Here is an 18,163-nt window from a genome sequence, read left to right as displayed (position 1 = left end):
TCCCGGTCCTATGGAGGCGCCGGAGGATCTGGACCCGGCTCGCGTACCTCGCCGGCGTCGCCTGACTCGCGCCGGGGTTTGAGTAGTCCTGCTTTGCGGTCTTGTTCGGTTTTGGCTTGGTGGTCGGTCCAGCAGCGGGGCTGAAGGTTGTTGTAGCTGGTGGGCCCGTTGTTGGCGACTGGGTCGACGTGATCGAGTTGGAGCCGGTGCCGTTTGCCGCAGTCGGCGCATCGCTTACCTGTGAAGTCGGGCGGATCACCGATATCGAGCGCGGCGCGCAAATGTGCGGGGATGTGCCGGCCGAGCCGGGTGAGGGTGAGGATGTTCACCGCGTCGTGTAGCACCACGTTGAAGAAGGCGTCCTTGGCGAGCTGTTTGGCCACGTCTACAGGGATGGGGCCACCGTCGACGATGTGGCAGGGTTCGCCCTCGTGGACATGACCGCGCCGCCAGGCCCGGATGTCACAGACCAAAGACAGCTCGACGTTGGTTGCCCGCTTGGAGTCACCGGACTGGTTGAGCATGTCGACCAACGCGTCGGCGCCGTACTGCTCCAACGAGTCGACCTGGGCGTCGGGGTCTTTCTTGGCGGCGGTGCGCAGCTTGTGTGCGTGTAGCTCAAGCCGGCGGGCCAGCACCACACCGGTTTCGGGTGGAAGGGCGCCGCTGAAGCGGACCATGCCCAACGCATCCCGCCAGGACCGGAAGCTGCGCGCCTTGCGCTGGCGCTCGTGTAGCTCTTCGCGCTTCATCGCTCCCAGGCGGACGTCCCGGGCCTCCTCCCGCAGGCGGCCGAGATCAGACTTACGCGCAAGGTCGACCAGTTCGCCTTCGGAGCCGGGAACCTCGGAGTTGGTGTTGGTGATCTCCTCCGCCTGGTCCAAGGACAGCTCGCCGGCGAGAAGCGCCTCCTTGGTCTTGTCGCCGAGCTTGCCCGCGGTGTTCAGGTTCCGCTTGGCCTCACCGGGCGTTGTGCCGGATTGGCGCGCCAGCCAGTCGGCGCCATCATTGAAACCTTTCTGCTCGTGCGCCTTGCATTCGACCGCGCGGGCGGCGGCCAACAGCCGCACACCGGCACACGCCTTCTCAGTGTTGGAGAGCTCCTCCACCAGCTCAGCGCAGTCCGCCCCGCTGTACGCGCCCACTTCGAAGTCGGCCAGCAACGACCGCAACTGACGAGCAGCAAACACAAGCGATGCCGGCACAACACCTCCTCCAAGGCGCACAAAACAAACCTGTATTTGGAGGAGGCCGCTTCAAAGCATCGGCACGCCCGGCCTCGAGGCGTCACCCAACACTATACCCAAACATATGTTCGTAGGGTCACGACTTTGGGAATTTTTTTCTGCGACGGCTACCGTACCGAGCGCCATGGGGATCGGATCCCGCTGGGGGATTCTGGCAGCCGCTGCGGTCGCGCTGGCATTGCCGAGCGCGCTGGACAGTGCGCGCGCGGCGGTAGGACCGACTGGGACAGGGGCGGCCGCGACCCCCTTTCCCGGATGCGCAGCCCCTCCCGCGCCGGCCCAACCTGCCGCTCCAGTGGTGGGAACGGTCGCGTGTCAGGAGCTCACCACCCACGACCTCGGTAACGGGATCCCCGCCCCGTTCGAGTACTACGTGCCCGCGGCGTGCACGCCGATCAACCGGGTCGAATGCCCGGTGCTCTACCTGCTGCACGGCTTCGGAGGGAGCTACACCGAGATGCTCGGGACGCCTGGCACGACCTCGTCCGCGTGGATTCAAACTCTCGACCATTCACCCCCAGCCGGTTTCGAATCGGCGCCGTGGCAGTACTACGACCCTCGGACGTGGAAGCAAGCACCGGCGATCAACTTCATCCTGGTTGCGCCGTTGGGTCAGACACTCCCTGGGGGTTACGGCCCCGCGGCCGGCTTGGACAGCTACTGGACCGACTGGAATCCCCGGTATGCGCTTGGAGGCGACGAGCAGAGGTATGCGACGCCGCCACCGGAATTCGAGCACTACCTGACCTACGAGCTTCCCGCGTTCGTCGAATCTTTTCTGCCGGCCGAGACGGGGCGGGCCGGTCGTGCGATTGCCGGCGTGTCGCTCGGAGGTTACGGAGCGTTCAAGGAAGGCTTGCTGCATCCGGACCTCTGGTCATCGACGATCTCGGTTTCGGGCGCGCATAACTTTCTGTTCGCCCCGGCACCTCCCCCGCTACCTCCAGGGGTGAGCCCGCCCATCCCGATCACATACACTCGCCTGCCCGCGCCGACCGGTCCAGTCACCGGGTTGCCGGCGCCACAACAGTTGGGCACCTTCTTGACCGCGCTCGACGCACTAGGCGATCCCGTCGCCGACCAGGCCTACTTCCGGGGCAACATGCCGACCGACCTCGCAGGGAACGGCCGCGCCGGGATCGGCATCGACAGCTTCGTTAACGACATGGTCGCACGTCGATCACAGGACGCGGGCGACACCCCCTTCGAGGTGATCGTGTTCCCGATGAACATGGACATGCAGCTCGCTTTCGATACTTCCGGCGTGGCGAACACATTTGCGATCCACCAGGGCGTCCACTCCGACATTTATCGCAACGCGTGGTTCAGAGGACTCATCCAATTCGCGCTGGCTCACATCCAGCGTCCCGATCCGACGCCGGTCAGCTTCGACTACCGGACCATTCGGACTCAGTTTTCTATCTGGGGGTGGAGTTTCTCCGGACAGCGCGCCGCAGTGGAATTTCTCGACCTCAGCAACGTCAACTGCGACCAAGTGACGATGCAAGGGAGCGGAACCTGGACCGTTACCCCTCCTGCGAGCTGCCACGTTCACCACACTTTGTCCGTCGACCTCGGGCCTTCGAGTCCCGTCGATCAGCCGGTGCCCGTGTTTGGCCGCACGGTTACGGTCCACATTCGATAGTCAAGGGTCACCTTCCAGTCATTGAACCCAGCTGGGGGATCACGGACCGTTCGACAGCCCGACTCGGCGCAGTTCGATCAGCTCTAGCCCGAACGCCTCGATCTGCGCCCGGACCCCGTAGAGCGCCGGTCTCCCATCGCGACCCTACGAAGCGAGTTTGCGGCTTCTTGAAAGTGGGGTCATCATCTCGCGATGGGGATAGTTGATGACCTGATTGCTCACCCCGGGATGTACGTCGGCGTCGACAAAGTGCTGAACACAGATCGGGTGGGAGCGGCGCGTATCGTCATTTCGCCGCTCCCGGGCGGAGCCGGGGTGACGTTGGATTACGAGATCTTCAATCCGTCCACTCCTGATCGGCCCCTCGGGCACGTGGAGCGGAGCCTCATCGGCCGGACTCACCGCGGTTCTGCCGTGATGGTGATAAGTGATATCCACGCGGCTTCGGTCGCGATCCTCCGGGAGTCCAAGCCGGGGGTGTTCGAGCTGGGGAGCGAGGTCGCGGCGTACCCAATGAAGGTGATGATCTCGATGCCGGAGCCAGAGCGCCTCCATCACTCGTGGTGGTACGGCGCGCCCGGAGAGGAACCTGTGGAGCGAGTAGTCGCCGATCTGTACCGTCTGCGCTGATTGCCTCATCTGGAACCAATCGCTGCGAGCCACAAGACGAAGACGCGCACAGCCCGGCCGGCTGAATCCCGAAGAACGGGATTCGACAGAATCCACTCCCATCTCGACGCGAACTAATCAACCAGAAGTGCGCCCTCCATCGACGGTGAATACTGCACCGGTAATGTGCCGTGACTGATCGGACAGTAGATGAACAGCCAAGGCGGCGACTTCCTCGGGAGGCACGAGTTCTCCAAGGGGAACGCTCGCGAGGCCACTTTCGATATGGCCCGAGATTCGACGGACCATCGGAGTGTCGCTGAGACCGGGTGCCAGCACGTTCACTCTGATCCGCCGCTCCGCAAGCTCGAGCGCGAGACCTCGGGCAGCGGCGTGGAGCCCCGCCTTCGCTGCGACATAGGAGAGTCTGCGCTCCCGAGGACGGATTGCCATCGATGATCCATTAGCGAGCAGGGACCCACCGTCTGCGACGTGACCCAACGCTGAAATCAGGGTGAACATCGCGCCTGTGAGGTTGACGTTCAGGACTCGATCCCACTCCTGCCAGTCGAGCGAATCCACCGGGACCGGCGGGGGGAGTACTCCCGCATTCGCGAACACCCCGTGAAGCGGTCCCACTTCAGCGACCAGCGAGTCGATCGACGCAACCAGTTCGCTTCGGTCCGTGACGTCGGAGACCCGCATGGCGATGCGGCCCCCGCCTAACCGGACCGACTCTGCTGTCGAGCGGAGGCCTTCTTCGTCACAATCGATGGCCGCGATGATCGCTCCCTCCCTTGCTGCGAGCAGCGCGGTCGCGCGCCCTATGCCGCTGCCGGCCCCGGTGATGAGCACCACCCGCGAATCAAGAGAACGATCGACGCAGTCAGACTAGTGATCGTGCTGCCCCTCGAGCTGCCGAGTTATACGCTACTCAGTTAGTCGTCGAACATCGCAAAGATGGTGTAGAGCCCTTCCGCCAAGAGCGAGTGGGTGAAGATCGCCTCCGCCATCTCGCGGTAGGTGAGCTTGCCCAGCATGGCCAACTGGATGATCGTCATGATCTCGCCGCGCTGCTGGCAATACCCTGGACTTCGTGGTCACCCCTGGTCATGGCCTGCTGATATTCGACGGCGATTGCGGTTTCTGCACCTCGTCGGCCGGGTGGGTCGCCAAAAGTTGGCGTCCTGGCCCGCGGGCGATCCCCTGGCAACATTTGGGGTCGGACGGCCTCGAGGCCTTGGGGCTCAGCGCGGAGGATGCCAAGGAAGCAGCGTGGTGGGTCGACGAGTCTGGGCGAACGTTCAAGGGCCATCGAGCCATTGCCAAGAGCCTGCTCGCCTCGAGTGGTTGGAAGCGAGTGGCCGGAATTCTGCTGAGCTATCCACCCTTGTTGTGGTGCGCGGCCGCCGTCTACACGGTCGTCGTCCGATACCGCTACCGGCTGCCGCGAGGAACACCGGCTTGCCGAGTCACACCTCAGGGGCCGCACACCTCGACGGGCGCAAGCCAACCAGGAGAGGGGCGCTGAGAGGACGAACGGGCTCCCCCATCGTCGCTACTCTGTCCCGATGAGCAGCCAGCGAGTGCCCGGTGGGGTGGTGCACAGGCTTCCAGCAGACCTGCACGAGGCGCTGGCCTCCAACCCCACCGCACTCGATGCGTGGAACGACATCACGCCGCTTGCCCGCAACGAGTTCATCTGCTGGGTCGAGGACGCCAAGCAGGAGAAGACCAGAGAACGCCGTATACGCCGGACCCAGGAGGAGCTGGAGGAAGGCCAACGTCGGCCCTGCTGCTGGCCGGGGTGCAGCCACCGCGAGCGCAACGGAAAATAGCAGCGGCGCGCGCACTTCCGCCTGAAGGGTTCTAAACCGGAGTTACCGCTCCGAACAACGTCGCAAGCGCTCGAGGAAGTTTTGGGTCCTTGAGGACTCCCGCCCACGCCACATACATCAGCCCCGTCGGACCGCCTCCTCGCGCTATGTTCCTGGTGGCGGGATCGGGGCGGACTCAACGACTGAGGACAATCACGTCCTTAAGCGACGGAGGTCGCTATCCACGGTGTCCCGGTGGCAGCCGCCGTTTGCAGGAGCTCCGTGATCTCCTCGTTCGGCCTCGGCTCGCTGTAGAGGAATCCCTGCAACAAGTCGCAGCCCTGAACGGTCAGCAACTCGGCCTGCGCGCTGGTCTCGACTCCCTCGGCCGTCACGCCCATCCCCATCAGGTGCGCCATCTCGATCGTCGCGGTGACGATCGCCGCGTCGTAACGGTCTTTCGGTAACCCGGACACGAAGGACCGGTCGATCTTGATCCGGCCCACCGGGAAGTGCTTGATGTGCGTCCAGCTTGAATACCCGGTTCCGAAGTCGTCCAGGGCGAGTCCGACACCTAGATGCCGGAGCTGGGCGAGGGTCTCGGCGATGCGTTCCGGCTCCTGCATGGCTGCGGTTTCGGTGAGCTCCAACTCGAGCAGCTCGGGGCGCACCCCGGTGTCGTGCAGTACGCGGTCCACCAGGGTCACCAGATTGGCGCCTCGGAACTGGTGGGCCGACAGGTTGACCCCGACCCTAACGGGCGGGAGCCCGGCGTCCTCCCAACGCTTGCACTGCTTGGCCGCCTCGAAAAGCACACAAGCGTCGACCGCGCCGATGAGTCCGCGCTCCTCGGCCAACGCGATGAACTCTCCAGGCGGAAGCATCCCCCGGCGTGGATGGTTCCAGCGAACCAGTGCCTCGACCGCAACTACCTCGCCCGTGCCCGCCGCCACTTGAGGCTGGTAGTACACGACGAGCTCCCTCCTTCGCACCGCCTCGTGCAGGTCTGCCTCGAGCTCCAGGAGCTGCCGAGACCTGGCGTTCATCGCGGGGGCGTAACGCAGTTGGTTGTTGCGGCCTGCCAGCTTCGCCCCGTACATCGCTGTGTCGGCGTTCTTCAACAGCGTCTGAGCATCCTTCCCGTCCTCGGGATAGAGCGCCACGCCAACGCTCGCAGACAGGAACAATTCCTGCCCATCGAGGTTGAACGGATCTCGGAACGCGGTAAGAACGCGGTCTGCGATGGTCGCGGCATCCTCCGGGCCGGTAACACCGTTGAGGAGCAAGGTGAACTCGTCGCCTCCGAGCCGGGCAAGGGTGTCGGTGTCCCGGACGCACGCTTGCAGGCGAGCCGCCGCCACCTTGAGGAGCCGGTCGCCCATCGCGTGGCCCATGCTGTCGTTGACGTTCTTGAAGCGATCGAGGTCACAGAAGAGCAGGGCCACCTGGCGACCCTCGGTCCTGGCCCGCGCGAGACAGCTGTCGAGCGCCTCCGAGAAGTGCCGGCCATTGGGGAGCTCGGTCAGAGCGTCTTGATAGGCGAGTTCCTTGATGCGCCGCTCGTCACGCTGTAAGCGTCGCACGGCTTCGCGCTCCTGCTCCAGCAGGCGTACCTTCTCGAACGCCAGTGCCGCTTGGTCGGCCATACCGGTCAGGCGGTCGGCAAGGGCCTGCTGGTCGACCAACGGAGGCGCGGTGGCCGTTCGCAGTGCGGCGATGGCCCCCAGCATCTCGCCCCTGCTCTGGATCGGAACGGCGAGTATCTCCTCGATGTCGGTTGCCATCAGCCGGTTCCGCAGGTAGGGGTCGGCAGTGTCCCGGCGGATGTGCTGCGGCATCCGGGTGCGGAGCATCTCGGCGAGCACGGGCGTGTCGGTAAGCGATATCGCTCTCCTCGGCATTTCCTGCAGATCGAGGTTGCCAAACCAGGAGCGGGCCCGGACGCGAAGCTCCTCATGCTTCGGATCCCACAAGAGAACGCTCGCGCGATTCGCTCCAATGACCGTAGGCACCGCGTCGGCGAGCTTTTGGGCCACCTCGTCGGTCGAGGTCGCCAGAGCCAGCCGCCGGGCCAGCTCGAGCAACGCGCTCGCCGTCTCACCCCGACGGCGGGCTTCCTCGAGGGCAGTGGCCGCGTCAAGCGCGACAGCGGCTTGCCGGGCGTATGCGGCCAAGAGCCTGCGCTCCTCTGGAAAGAAGATGTGCTCGAACTCGTAGACCGCAACGAGCCGTCCGTAGAACCGCCGGGACGACGCCACGTCGACGATCAGCCGAGAGCCGCCGCCGTCGTCGGGCTCGGCCGCCAGCACCTCCGAGGCCAGCCGAAGAGCCTCATCGCTCGACATTCCGTCGTGGTGAACCGATACGCCCTCGGCGTCGCCACCGAGAGCCAGCAGGAAGCGTTGAGCCCTGACCGCGTCGGCGGCGCGGCGGGTGATGCGGCGTAGGACAGTGTCGACGTCCGCAGGCGACACCAGGTCGACGATCGTCGACTGCAGCTCCTCGTAGCGTTCGGTCAGGAGCCGCAACTCCTCCTCGAGATAGGCGACCTTGTCACGCCGCCGACTCCACAGCAGGCGGTGACGCGCCCGCCACTTGAGTGTGTAGATGCAGGCCGGAGCCCCGCGCACCTGGCATTCATCGTGCATGACAACGGCGGGCTCCAGGCCGAAGAGTGCCGGGATTTGAGAAAGGAGGCCGGTTGTGTACTCGCAGTCGATGATGTTCGGCTCGTAGCCGTCGTGGAGGCGGTTCGAGATCACCGCACCCTCGCGACCGACCGATAAGGCTTCGCACGTGTAGTTGGTTGAGAACTTGGCGGAGGCCTTGGCCACGCTCCGGCACACCGAGGCCGGCGACCCGAGCGCACGGAGCATGAGGCGAATGGCTGTTCCGATCTGCTGATCAAGGACAGTCGCGCCGACCAGCCGGGGAGTGTCCGGGTCGGCGAGGACGGCGATGGCCGCCTCGAACAAGCGGAGCTTCTGGCCGTACGAGCTCCAGCGGCCCTCGTCGAGGAGCTCTTCGATCGGCCGTTCCTCGCCGGCGGCGGCCAGCATCTCGCCGACCGCAGCGTCACCCGCTCGGTTGCGCACATACCCGATGATCAGGGCGGTGGTCAGGTTGGAGGAGTCGCGCTCCTCCCCCGTCCCCCCAGATGCGTCCATACCCGAATTTCTCGACGCCCGAGGCTGGTGAGTTGAGGGGAGACGGTGGTCTACAGTCGCTCCCGATGCGGGCTGTCCCGAAGAAAAGACCAGGTCAGGGGTCGGATCTCCCGTTCACTTGGCGGGCCAGGTCGCCTACTAGCGAGAGGTAGCGTTCCGCAATGGCAGAGTTGGTCCCGGCAGGTCGCCTCGACTACCCGACAATCTTCGCCGAAGAGCGATCCGAGCTGCTGGACTTCCTGAGCGCCCTGCCGGCGGAAGACTGGGCTGCGCCCACCGAGTGCCCTGCCTGGTCGGTGAAGGGCATAGTGCTTCACCTACTCGGCGACGATCTGTCGATCCTCTCCCGCCAGCGCGACGGCGAACCTTCACTCGTCGCGATCGAAGCCGGGTCGAACTGGGACGAGTTCTTCGTCGCGCTGGACCGCCACAACGAAAGTTGGGTTTCCGCGGCGAGGTTCTTCAGCCTCCCGCTGATCATCAACCTATTGCGAGGTTCCGGCGAGGACACCTACGCCTTCTACAACGTTGTAGACCCCGATCTTCTGGGCGAGCCGATCCCATGGATCGGCCCCGAGCCGGCGCCCTATTCGCTCCTCTGCGCCAGGGAGTACCTCGAGCGGTGGATCCACCAGTGCCAGATCCGACGCGCGGTGGGGCGCGGGGAATGGTTCGACGAGCGATGGGTGCATCCCGCGGTCGCCGTCGCCGTGCGCGGCTTCCCGCTGGGCTTCGCGGCTCTATCGGCTGCCGAGGGCACGACGGTCGCCGTCGTTCTCAGCGGAGGCCCCGCCTGGACCGTCCGGAATGAAGCCGCCGGCTGGAGACTCTGCGACGGGCTTCCACCCGATCCGACCGTGGCGCTAACTATGGACACGGCAACTGCCGCTCGACTGTTCTCCCGTGCGTTGACCAGAGCGCAGATCGCCGATCTGAAGTTTGCCGGCGACGAATCGCTGTGCCAGTCGTTCGCTATCGGGCTGGCAGCCTTCTTCGGTCGCTAGGCAGACCGCTCGTGGGGGATCTTCTCCCCTGCTTCGATCGCAACCGGCAGGCGGTTCTCCACGGGTGGTAGCGGGCATGTTGCCAGATCGGTGTAAGCACAGGGAAGGTTCACGGCGCGGTTGAAGTCCAGGATCACAGAACCGTCGGGGCCTGGTTCTTCGATCGACAGGGTCCTCACCGGGCCATACGTCGTTTCCCCAGACGTGGCATCGGTGAATAGCACCGCCAGCTTTCCGGGGCTGTAACCCGGAAATGCGGTTAGCGACAGCGCTCGGCCATCGAGTTCGAACTCGACGCGACCTGGCGCGTCGTAGACATGCTCGAGCCCTTCGACGGCGGCACCCACGCTGGTGGGGCGAGGCTGCTCGAAGGGCACGTAGCGACCGGACACCCGCCATCCGGGGTCCGGGCGGTATGCCGGCGTGCCGCGGTAGGCGAGGCGCAGAGGATTGTTCGGGTGGCGCGGGCGGAGGATGTCATGTCCTCCCCTCTTCGCCACCTCTAGCACTGCATCGCCCCAGGTGGCGTTGACGCCACCGCGTTCCGGGATGGTCCCGAAGGGATGTCTGCCGCGCGCGGGCTCGCCATTGATGATCAGTTCCTCCCCCTCTTCGAGCAGAACGGTCACCCCATCCTCACCCGTCGACCACGATCCCGCCGCGTCGTCGAAGCGCTGCAGTTCGGGAGTCAACCAGTGCAGACTGGTGATGGCCAGGAACCCGTGCGGATCGGCGAGCCGGGACTCCACCTTGTGGTGCCACTCTTCCCACTCGGCGACGAAGGTGGAGACGTTGTTCGATCTGGCCTGAACGCTCAATGTGGTCCCTCCAGGATTTGCTTCATTCTGCCTCTCCTGGAGCCGAAGGGGCGGAAAAGCGTTTCCGAGCCGATAGAGGGGGTGGAAAGCTCTGCGGACGTGGCCGAAGACGTCAACACACTCGCCGAACGCGGCGAACCCAACGATGCCCGAGCCGGCGAGGCCGGACCGGCCGGCGAAGCGGTTCTCGATCATCCGGTCTGGGCATCCTTGACCGGTCATCACGCCCGCTTCGCCGAGACGTACGGCTGTGCCGCCCGGTATCCAGTGGACATGTCCCCATTTGCCGCCATCTCGCCTGAGGCCGACGACTCCGTCTGGCAAGACCTCGCCACGTTGGTCGGACCCGGCTCCATGGTTGCGATCGTCGGCGGAAGGCTCCCCCCTCCACCGGGTTGGCAGTTGGAGACCATCGACGGCGTTCAGATGATCGATGTCTCACTTCGATGCGAGGACCATCCCGACGTCGAGCGCCTTACACTCGATGACGTACCCGAGATGCTCGAACTGGTGAATCGCACCCAACCCGGGCCGTTCTTTCAGGGGACCGCAAAGCTCGGTACCTATCTCGGAATTCGGCGTGGGCGTGCCCTCGTTGCAATGGCCGGGCAACGGATGCGCCCGGGCGGCTGGGCCGAGATATCCGCTGTCTGCACCGACTCCGAATACCGCAACCAGGGGCTCGGCACCATCCTGGTCCGTGCAGTAGCGGCCGACATCCGCAGCCGCGGCGAGGTTCCCTTCCTGCACGCTGCGGCCGGCAACACCACGGCCATCCGTCTCTACGAGGAGCTGGGCTTCAAGGTCCGGCGCCCCGTCACTTTCGTCATAATGCAGATCCCAGGGAACGGCTAGGCCATCCGACTTGAAGCTAAAGCTCGACCTGCATGACATCTACAACCGGGGAGAGGATATCGACCGCGCTCTCCGAGCAATCATCGACGAGGCGGTCCAAAAGAAGGCTCCGCTCGTGGAGATCATCCCGGGCAAGGGGAGCGGCCAGCTCAAGAAGAGGGTTCTGCGATTCCTGGAGCAGAAGGAGATCAGGCAGCTGTACGACCGAATCGAGAAGGACTCGCGCAACTTCGGAAGGGTCTTCGTTCACTTCCGCTGGAAATGAGACGGGCGATGGAGCCTCTTAGCCCCTACTTCTCGATGCGCTCACCGTCCACGGTGACTTCGGTGCGGTCCGGGTAGAACGACATCATCTCCTTGATCTCGAGAGCTCCGTCAATGGGCGTCTCGTAACTCCAGACGATGCCGTCATGAGCCTGGCCGTCGATATCGATCGACCAGTAGGAGGCCTCACCCTTGAACGGGCAAGTCGTGTGGAACGAGGTAGCTCGGAGCAGGTCCATCCGTACATCCTCTCGGGGCAGGTAGTACCGCGCCGGAAGCCCAGTCTCTTCCAGAACGAGAGGGCGGTCGCTCGCTGCGACTAGTTCACCTCCTAGGCGCACTTCAATGTGCGCGTCAGCAGGTGCGATGGCGATCGTATGGCCTGGCTTCATGATCGGTTCAACGGCCATGGCTGCCGGAGCTATTCCCCGACCCTGAGCGCTCGGCGGCACGAGCCACCGTTCTCACAGAGAGCCGGGCTCGGTGTGCCCGCCCGCTCTTCAACCGTTCTCTATCGATCCGCGTGTTGTCGCAGATCGATCTCGTTGATGGTTGACTGGTCGACTTCAAGGGTCCGGATCGGGTACGGGATCTGGATCCCGGCGTCGCGCAGGGCTTGCTGTATCGATACGGCAACAGCGGAACGGACTTCCCAGAAGGTGTGGTCGGCGACCGCGTACCAGAACAGGACGCTGAACTTGATCGACGACTCCCCGAATTCGGTCACCCAGGCAGCAGGAGCCGGTTCGGCGAGGACCGCGTCGACGCTCGAAGCGGCCTGGAGGAGGCACCGCTGCGCGTCGGACAGATTGCTTCGGTACCCGATGCCGATTTCGAGCGCCAAGCGACGCAGGGGGCTCATCGTGTAGTTCACGATCGGCCCATCCAGCACAAGCCGGTTTGGGAGGTAGACGTCGAGTCCGTCGTAGGTTCGAATCTGCACGTTGCGCAGGTCGATATCGAGGACGGTGCCCTGATAGTGGCCGACCTCGATCTGGTCACCATGACGGATGGGTCTTCGAGCCTGAAGGATTACCCCTGCGACCAGATTCTGCAGGATGTCCTGCAGGGCGAAGGCGAGCGCGATGCCGCCTATGCCGAGCGCACCCACAAGCGGGCCTACCTGTACGTGCAGTGCGTTGAGCGAATACAGCAACCCGCCGGCAGCGATGAGGTAGGCGGCGAATCGAGCCGAGATGCGCGCAGCAGGTCGGTTCGAATGAGTCCCGAACGCTCTGAGAGTGACGCGTCGCACCATTTGAGACAACGCGATGGCGACCACGACGATCACGGCCGCGTGCACCCAGTCCCACAGCGTCAGGCCGTGTGTAGCCACAAGGTGGGGCTGGGTCGTGGACAGGATTGTCGCCGGCACAGTCACGAAATATCGAAACTAGCGAATACCGCCCACCCCGCTGAACGCGCCCATGGGTATGCCCCAAAGCGCAGGTCAGAGGGGACGCAGTCGATCGACGATCGTCTCCAACGCACGGCTTTTCCCCGGCAGTCTCGTGGCTTGGTGACATTCTGTCACCTAATCGCCGGCTCTTCGCAACCGGAGCGACGACCCGGTAGGTTCTCGGGCGTGAGCGAAACAGGACCTCTCGGAACCATCCAACTCGCCGCCACCTCGTTCTATGTGAAGGATCTCGATCGGGCCGTCGCCTGGTACCTGGACAAGCTCGGGCTGTCCCCTGTGGCACTTGGAACCGACGGGCATGGGTACGCCTCGTTCATGATGGGTTCAACCATCGTCGTGCTCGAACCTTTGGAAGCGGCGCTCGAGGCCGCGGAGCCTGGGCAGGAGAGTTCGACCATCAACGTGATCGTCAGTCGCGATCCGAGTGAGGTCCGAACCGATCTGATCGAGAGGGGTGTCTCCTGCGGGCCCCTGGTTCCTTCCCCGAACTTCGTTTCCTTCTTGATTCGTGATCTGGACGGCAACCGGTTCTACATCACCCGCCCAGTCACCCAGGATGCGCAGCAAGCTGTCTCCGACATGCAGACCAGCTGTTAGCGACGGGGCTCAGACCCGCCGGTCTAAGAGTCTGGAGTCTCGTCGGGCAGCGTGTCGGCGGGGTAGAAACGCCGGGCCCATCGGCGCAGGGCTGCGTAGTCCTTGGCCTCCTCGAGCGCGAAGTTGGGCTTAGCCAGGTACTTCATGTTCTCCCAGATGAAGTAGTCCTGCCTTACCGTCTGCTGCTGCAGCGCGATCCACTTCGCTGCGCGGTCGTTCGGGATATCGCCGGTGTCTCCGGGCTCGCGTACACACGCCATCGTGAAGTAATAGTCGGTGTACTCCTCGTCCACGGGAGTGTGGCCGGTGATCTGAACCGACGCCAGCACCTCCTCAGGGAAACGCACGAAGCCGATGCCCAGGCCGTAGGTGTCGTATACGACGGTCCCGTCGACAGGGCCGTTCGGGGTCAGCCACGTGGTCGGCCGGCCGCCGCCGTAATTCACCGACACCGTGGCGTGGAGGTAATAGTCGTGCAACTCGAAGGATGTGTTGAAGGCTGGGCGGTCGCCGTGGTGCACGTGCTCGATGTGATAGGGATCCGCAGCGTTCTCGACGATCATCTGAGGATGTACCTTGACCCGATCGCACATTCGGGAGTGAGGATGGGGTGGGTAATAATCGTTTCCCTCCAACTCGGGGACCACAGGAGGCCTCCAGTAAGGCGCGTTTCCATCGCGGTCGAACCACACCACGACGAACCCGTACCAATCGATGACCGGGTAGGAGCGAATCCTTACGTTCTTCTTGCACTGTTCCTTGCTGTATGGGATCAATGCGTTGGTCCCGTCGACGTTCCATTGCCAGCCATGCCAAGGGCACTTGATCTCATCCCCTACCACGGTTCCGCCTTCGCCAAGGTTCCCGCCGAGGTGCTGGCAGTAGGCGTCAAGCACGGAAAGCTTCCCTGACTCGCCCCGGAAGCAGACCAGGTCCTGGCCGAAGTAGTGAAGTTTCTTCACGGTGCCCTCGGGCACCTCGGTGGCCCACGCAACGACATACCACCCGGTCGGGTACCGGTAGGACGACACTGCGAGCGGTGAACTGGCGGCGGCGTCTCTCACTGATTGGTCCAGCTCCGCTTTCGCCACAGCCATCGGGCCCTCCCCTAAGCCTTATGTTCCGTATACGAACCCTAGCGGTCTCGGGGCGCCCTTGCCGATGTCGCGAAGGTAGGGTTTGGCACGAACCGCTCCGGGGAGGGACCGATGAAGGAGTTAGTGTTCAGCCGGCTGTTCCTGCCGGCAGTCGAACGCTACGGACAGCAAGAGTGCATCATCGACGATGCATACGCCGCGACGTTCGACCGGCATGCTGCCAGGGTCCTGAGACTGGCCAATTCCATGCGCAAAGACCTCGGCCTCGAACGCGGTGACCGTTTCGCCGTTCTCGGGCTGAACGGTCACCATTACATGGAGCTGCACAACGCCGGGTATCTGGGCGCAGGAGTCATCACCCCGGTGAACATCCGCCTGAGCCCCACGGAGATCCGGCGGATCGTCGACGACTCGGGGACGGCGGTGCTGTTTGCCGATCCACGCCTGGCCCAGCTGCTCGAAGACGTCCTGCGTGCGGAGAAGGGCCCCTTCCCTCGGGTGGTCATGATGGACGGCGACTACGAGGACCTCGTGTCTGCGGGCGCGGAGGTGGTTCCGCCCGAGCCGGACGAGGAAGATCTCGTTGCGCTCGTTTATACCGGAGGGACCACCGGCCTGCCTCGGGGAGTGATGCGCAGCCAGCGGGCCGAGATGCTCTACGTGTACCACACGGCAATGTCTGGCGGTGTCGCGTGCCAACGGGGCTGGACCTTCCTGCACCAGGCTCCGATGTTCCATGCGACGGCGCTGGTCTCAGTGGCAAGCGCTCCCGCTTTCGGAGTCCGCTCGGTCGTTGCCCCCCGCTTCGAGCCAGCGGCGTGCCTCGACGCAGTCGAGACATACAAGGTCGACGAGACGGTGTTGGTCCCGACAATGATGCAGATGCTGTTCGAGCATCCCGACTTCGCGGCCGAGCGCTTGGCGAGCCTCCGCCGCATCGGCTACGGCGCCATGCCGATGCCGCCTCCATTGCTGGGGCGTCTCCGCGAAGTGCTGCCGGGCGTGGAGTTGGCGCAAGGGTTCGGGATGACCGAGGCCGGCGCGCTCACGATGTTGCAGCCCGAGGATCATGAGAGATCGGAGCTTCTCGGGTCGGTGGGTCGTGCTGTCCCTGGGGTGGCGTTAAGCATCCAGGACGCCGACGGGGCGGTCCTCGGAGCGGGCGTCGTCGGCGAGGTTTGCGCGCAAGGCGGAAATCTGCTCGACGGGTACTGGCATGACGCGGCGGGCACGCGGGACGCTTTCCGCGACGGTTGGTATCGAACCGGGGATGTCGGATACCTCGATGACGAGGGCTACCTGTTCCTCGTTGACCGGCTCAAGGACATGATCGTGACCGGGGGTGAGAACGTCTACTCGGTCGAGGTTGAGTCGGTTATCGCACGTCACCCGTCGGTGGCTCAGGTTGCGGTCATCGGGGCTCCGCACGAGAAGTGGGGTGAGGTCGTGCACGCGGTCGTCGTACCTAAGCCGGGTGAGGATCTCTCGGCGGACGATGTGGTGGCGTACGCACGGCAGCACTTGGCTGCGTTCAAGGTTCCCAAGTCGGTCGAGATCAGGATCGACGCGTTACCCATGTCCGCTGCGATGAAGCCGCTCAAGCGAGAGCTGAGAGAGGAGCCCGTATCCCCGGCCTAGTTCAGGGAGGCTCCGGGTTCGACTGGGACGATCCGCGCGACGTGGATGTCTATGGGGAGCTGCCTGCCGCGAACGGTTACGGCCCGCGCTTCGGCGTCTGGGAGCAGATCCGCGACTTCCTCGTACAGATGGTCGGCCAGCACCAGCTCGCCCGCGAAGGCCTGTGCCTGAAGGCGGGCCGCGGTATTCACGGGGTCACCAAGCGCTGTGAAGTCGACCACTCCATCAGAACCCACGTTGCCGACGTAGGCCACGCCGGCATCGACCGCGACACCGACGTGTAGTGACGGTTCCGCGGCCAGAGCCGTGAGCAGCTCGATTGCCGCGGTTGCAGCCTCACGCCGGTAGGCGCTCCCGGTAATCCCGGGGATGAACAGCGCCATCACCTCGTCTCCTATGAGTTTGTCGATGATGGCGTCGTGTGCGATGAGGACACCGGTCGAGATTCGATAGAAACGGTTGAGCAGGCTCGCGAACGCTACCGGGCCGACCTGCTCCGCCAGCGCGGTCGACTCACGCAGATCGGCGAAGAGGACCGCGATATCAACCTCGAGCCCGCCCGCGGGAAGGTCGTCGCAGCAGCGACTGCAGAGATTGGGGTTCTTGCGGGACGGTTTGAACCCGGCGATCCCAACGATGCGTCCGCCGACCCCGCCGAAGGGGTTGTGGCACAGCTTGCACCTCGGCGGTCCAGGTAGATGTCGAAACACCTTGTGGGCGCGGCGCAACGATTCATGCCCCTCGACGAGGACCTTGTGCCATTTGTTCCGGGCTGTCTCGTCGATATTGAGATTGAGCCCAGGGTCACCCGGAACTTCGCTCCTCCCCGGCTCCTCCGCGCCCATCGGCGGTTCCCTTCGACTGGTCTGCGAACGACCTGCCCCTCAACCTGGCAACCGGGAGCCTACCCGAGCCATCGGACCCACTTCCTTCCTTCATCTTCTTCCATCGCAGCTCCGACGACGCATATCCCGTGTTCGGCCAGCATCTGAGCCAACCGGTCGGGAGCCGGCCCTGCGTGGGTGGCCAGCGGCTCACTGCCGCGTGCTTGGGTTCCTATAGCTCGGACGGCTCGCATGAAGCTGTCGTTGGTGTGCACCGTCAACACTCGGGCCGGCCGGTCGATAACCCGGAAGGTATGCGGCACTCCGGACGGGAACGGCACGAAGTCACCTGTGTTGGCGATGCTCACCTCCTCGCCGCAGCGCACGACCATGGTTCCTTCGATCACGTAGAAGCTGTCGTCGAGGTCGGCGTGTACGTGGAGCGGTGGGGATGCGCCGGCCGGCAGGTGCGCCTCGGCGACGACGATCGGTGCGCCGGGGGCGGTGAGCTGCCGAATACGGACCCCGAGGAACGTCCACTCGGCGTCGATGCTGGCCGAGGTGCCGACGTCGGCGCTCACGGTGCCGACACTTCGGCGAGGACCTGTTCGGTAGTCAGATCGTGGCTGTGGGAAGCGGAAGCATGCTGCTGGACGGCCCCGACCAGGTGGTCGAGCTGGTCCTCGCTGGCCACCCGGAACTCGACGCCGCAAGGGCAGCGGACGACGTGACCCGATAGCGCTTGGCCGGTCGCGGCAATATCGATGGCGACCACCGGCTCGTCGCCCACGACCCAAGCGTCGTGACCGGGCGCGACCACGTGCGCGTCGCCAGGCCGGAAGTCGTACTCGCGGCCGTCGTCCATACGAACGTGGAAGTGCCCGGACAGAACAACGCCGGTGTGGGCCACCTGGCACGAACTGGTGCCAACCAGGGGGGCTACGTCGGTGGACCACTTCCAGCCCGGGTGGAAGAGGGCCCGGGCGATCGTGGCCCCGGGAAGGTTGACAACCTCGAGGACGCCGTGGGGAAGCGTGCGCCGCTCGTCCGGGTCATCGAGATTCTTGACTGCGAGCGTTGCCTTGGTGGTGTCGAGCATTCTGTGTCCCTCCTTGTGCTGGCTTTGGCGCCTCCTACCCTGCGGGAAGAGACCGACCGACC

General features: G+C 64.5%; 20 protein-coding genes. 9 read left to right on the top strand and 11 right to left on the bottom strand.

From position 1 onward, the window contains the following. Positions 1-8: 8 nt before the first annotated feature. Positions 9-1,205 carry a DUF222 domain-containing protein gene (locus VFZ97_05080; GenBank protein ID HEX6392791.1) on the bottom strand — a complete coding sequence of 399 codons (1,197 nt, stop codon included), beginning with the start codon at positions 1,203-1,205 and terminating at the stop codon, positions 9-11. A 166-nt stretch (positions 1,206-1,371) separates the two neighbouring features. Here VFZ97_05080 and VFZ97_05075 point away from each other — a divergent pair, with 166 nt between their 5' ends. Together VFZ97_05075 and VFZ97_05070 are read left to right on the top strand one after the other, a co-directional pair. Continuing rightward, the gene (locus tag VFZ97_05075; GenBank protein ID HEX6392790.1) at positions 1,372-2,892 is read left to right on the top strand and encodes an alpha/beta hydrolase-fold protein; all 1,521 of its coding nucleotides are present in this window, start codon (positions 1,372-1,374) and stop codon (positions 2,890-2,892) included. A 192-nt stretch (positions 2,893-3,084) separates the two neighbouring features. Then, positions 3,085-3,522, top strand: coding sequence for a hypothetical protein (locus VFZ97_05070; GenBank protein HEX6392789.1), 438 nt, complete (start codon positions 3,085-3,087; stop codon positions 3,520-3,522). A gap of 117 nt (positions 3,523-3,639) precedes the next feature. On the opposite strand, the gene VFZ97_05065 is transcribed toward VFZ97_05070, so the two are convergent. After that, a complete protein-coding gene (locus VFZ97_05065; GenBank protein ID HEX6392788.1) occupies positions 3,640-4,356 on the bottom strand; it encodes an SDR family oxidoreductase in 717 nt (238 codons plus the stop codon). A gap of 83 nt (positions 4,357-4,439) precedes the next feature. Next, entirely contained in the window at positions 4,440-4,562 is a 123-nt protein-coding gene (locus tag VFZ97_05060; protein HEX6392787.1) for a hypothetical protein, read from the bottom strand. Positions 4,563-4,597: 35 nt separating this feature from the next. Between VFZ97_05060 and VFZ97_05055 the strand changes: the two genes are divergently transcribed. Together VFZ97_05055 and VFZ97_05050 are read left to right on the top strand one after the other, a co-directional pair. Then, positions 4,598-5,032 (top strand): DUF393 domain-containing protein, encoded by a 435-nt coding sequence (locus tag VFZ97_05055; GenBank protein HEX6392786.1) that lies wholly within the window; start codon positions 4,598-4,600, stop codon positions 5,030-5,032. 40 nt (positions 5,033-5,072) lie between these two features. Continuing rightward, a complete protein-coding gene (locus VFZ97_05050; protein HEX6392785.1) occupies positions 5,073-5,339 on the top strand; it encodes a YdeI/OmpD-associated family protein in 267 nt (88 codons plus the stop codon). A 200-nt stretch (positions 5,340-5,539) separates the two neighbouring features. Here VFZ97_05050 and VFZ97_05045 read toward each other — a convergent pair whose 3' ends face one another. Beyond that, a complete protein-coding gene (locus VFZ97_05045; GenBank protein ID HEX6392784.1) occupies positions 5,540-8,485 on the bottom strand; it encodes an EAL domain-containing protein in 2,946 nt (981 codons plus the stop codon). A 161-nt stretch (positions 8,486-8,646) separates the two neighbouring features. Here VFZ97_05045 and VFZ97_05040 point away from each other — a divergent pair, with 161 nt between their 5' ends. After that, positions 8,647-9,489, top strand: a complete 843-nt coding sequence (locus VFZ97_05040) for a maleylpyruvate isomerase family mycothiol-dependent enzyme (GenBank protein ID HEX6392783.1) — start codon at positions 8,647-8,649, stop codon at positions 9,487-9,489. On the opposite strand, the gene VFZ97_05035 is transcribed toward VFZ97_05040, so the two are convergent. Then, on the bottom strand, positions 9,486-10,307 hold the full coding sequence (locus VFZ97_05035) for a DUF1684 domain-containing protein (protein HEX6392782.1): 822 nt from the start codon (positions 10,305-10,307) through the stop codon (positions 9,486-9,488). The two genes, VFZ97_05040 and VFZ97_05035, sit on opposite strands and share 4 nt — an antisense overlap. Positions 10,308-10,388: 81 nt before the next feature. Here VFZ97_05035 and VFZ97_05030 point away from each other — a divergent pair, with 81 nt between their 5' ends. After that, positions 10,389-11,162 carry a GNAT family N-acetyltransferase gene (locus VFZ97_05030; protein ID HEX6392781.1) on the top strand — a complete coding sequence of 258 codons (774 nt, stop codon included), beginning with the start codon at positions 10,389-10,391 and terminating at the stop codon, positions 11,160-11,162. Positions 11,163-11,172: 10 nt separating this feature from the next. After that, complete coding sequence (locus VFZ97_05025; GenBank protein HEX6392780.1) at positions 11,173-11,427, top strand: Smr/MutS family protein; 255 nt, start codon at positions 11,173-11,175, stop codon at positions 11,425-11,427. A gap of 25 nt (positions 11,428-11,452) precedes the next feature. Here the strand turns inward: VFZ97_05025 and VFZ97_05020 are convergent, their stop codons facing one another. Beyond that, positions 11,453-11,836, bottom strand: a complete 384-nt coding sequence (locus VFZ97_05020) for a DUF427 domain-containing protein (GenBank protein HEX6392779.1) — start codon at positions 11,834-11,836, stop codon at positions 11,453-11,455. Between the two features lie 101 nt (positions 11,837-11,937). Beyond that, a complete protein-coding gene (locus tag VFZ97_05015) occupies positions 11,938-12,807 on the bottom strand; it encodes a mechanosensitive ion channel family protein (GenBank protein HEX6392778.1) in 870 nt (289 codons plus the stop codon). A gap of 204 nt (positions 12,808-13,011) precedes the next feature. Between VFZ97_05015 and VFZ97_05010 the strand changes: the two genes are divergently transcribed. Then, positions 13,012-13,443, top strand: coding sequence for a VOC family protein (locus VFZ97_05010; protein ID HEX6392777.1), 432 nt, complete (start codon positions 13,012-13,014; stop codon positions 13,441-13,443). Between the two features lie 23 nt (positions 13,444-13,466). On the opposite strand, the gene VFZ97_05005 is transcribed toward VFZ97_05010, so the two are convergent. Further along, a complete protein-coding gene (locus VFZ97_05005; GenBank protein HEX6392776.1) occupies positions 13,467-14,540 on the bottom strand; it encodes a Rieske 2Fe-2S domain-containing protein in 1,074 nt (357 codons plus the stop codon). Positions 14,541-14,651: 111 nt separating this feature from the next. Here VFZ97_05005 and VFZ97_05000 point away from each other — a divergent pair, with 111 nt between their 5' ends. Then, positions 14,652-16,178 carry an AMP-binding protein gene (locus VFZ97_05000; GenBank protein HEX6392775.1) on the top strand — a complete coding sequence of 509 codons (1,527 nt, stop codon included), beginning with the start codon at positions 14,652-14,654 and terminating at the stop codon, positions 16,176-16,178. Here VFZ97_05000 and VFZ97_04995 read toward each other — a convergent pair. Genes VFZ97_04995 through VFZ97_04985 form a run of 3 tightly spaced genes read right to left on the bottom strand, consistent with a single transcriptional unit; the run spans position 16,175 to position 18,101 of the window. Then, positions 16,175-17,023, bottom strand: coding sequence for an adenylate/guanylate cyclase domain-containing protein (locus VFZ97_04995; GenBank protein HEX6392774.1), 849 nt, complete (start codon positions 17,021-17,023; stop codon positions 16,175-16,177). The genes VFZ97_05000 and VFZ97_04995 overlap by 4 nt on opposite strands. 59 nt (positions 17,024-17,082) lie before the next feature. Next, positions 17,083-17,583, bottom strand: a complete 501-nt coding sequence (locus VFZ97_04990; protein ID HEX6392773.1) for a cupin domain-containing protein — start codon at positions 17,581-17,583, stop codon at positions 17,083-17,085. After that, complete coding sequence (locus VFZ97_04985) at positions 17,580-18,101, bottom strand: cupin domain-containing protein (GenBank protein HEX6392772.1); 522 nt, start codon at positions 18,099-18,101, stop codon at positions 17,580-17,582. Before VFZ97_04985 ends, VFZ97_04990 begins: the two co-directional genes overlap by 4 nt. Positions 18,102-18,163 lie beyond the last annotated feature (62 nt).

Source organism: Acidimicrobiales bacterium, assembly GCA_036378675.1.
Lineage (GTDB): Bacteria > Actinomycetota > Acidimicrobiia > Acidimicrobiales > Palsa-688 > DASUWA01.
The sequence above is the reverse complement of the archived record's forward strand: the minus strand, read 5'-3'. Positions and strand labels throughout refer to the sequence as shown.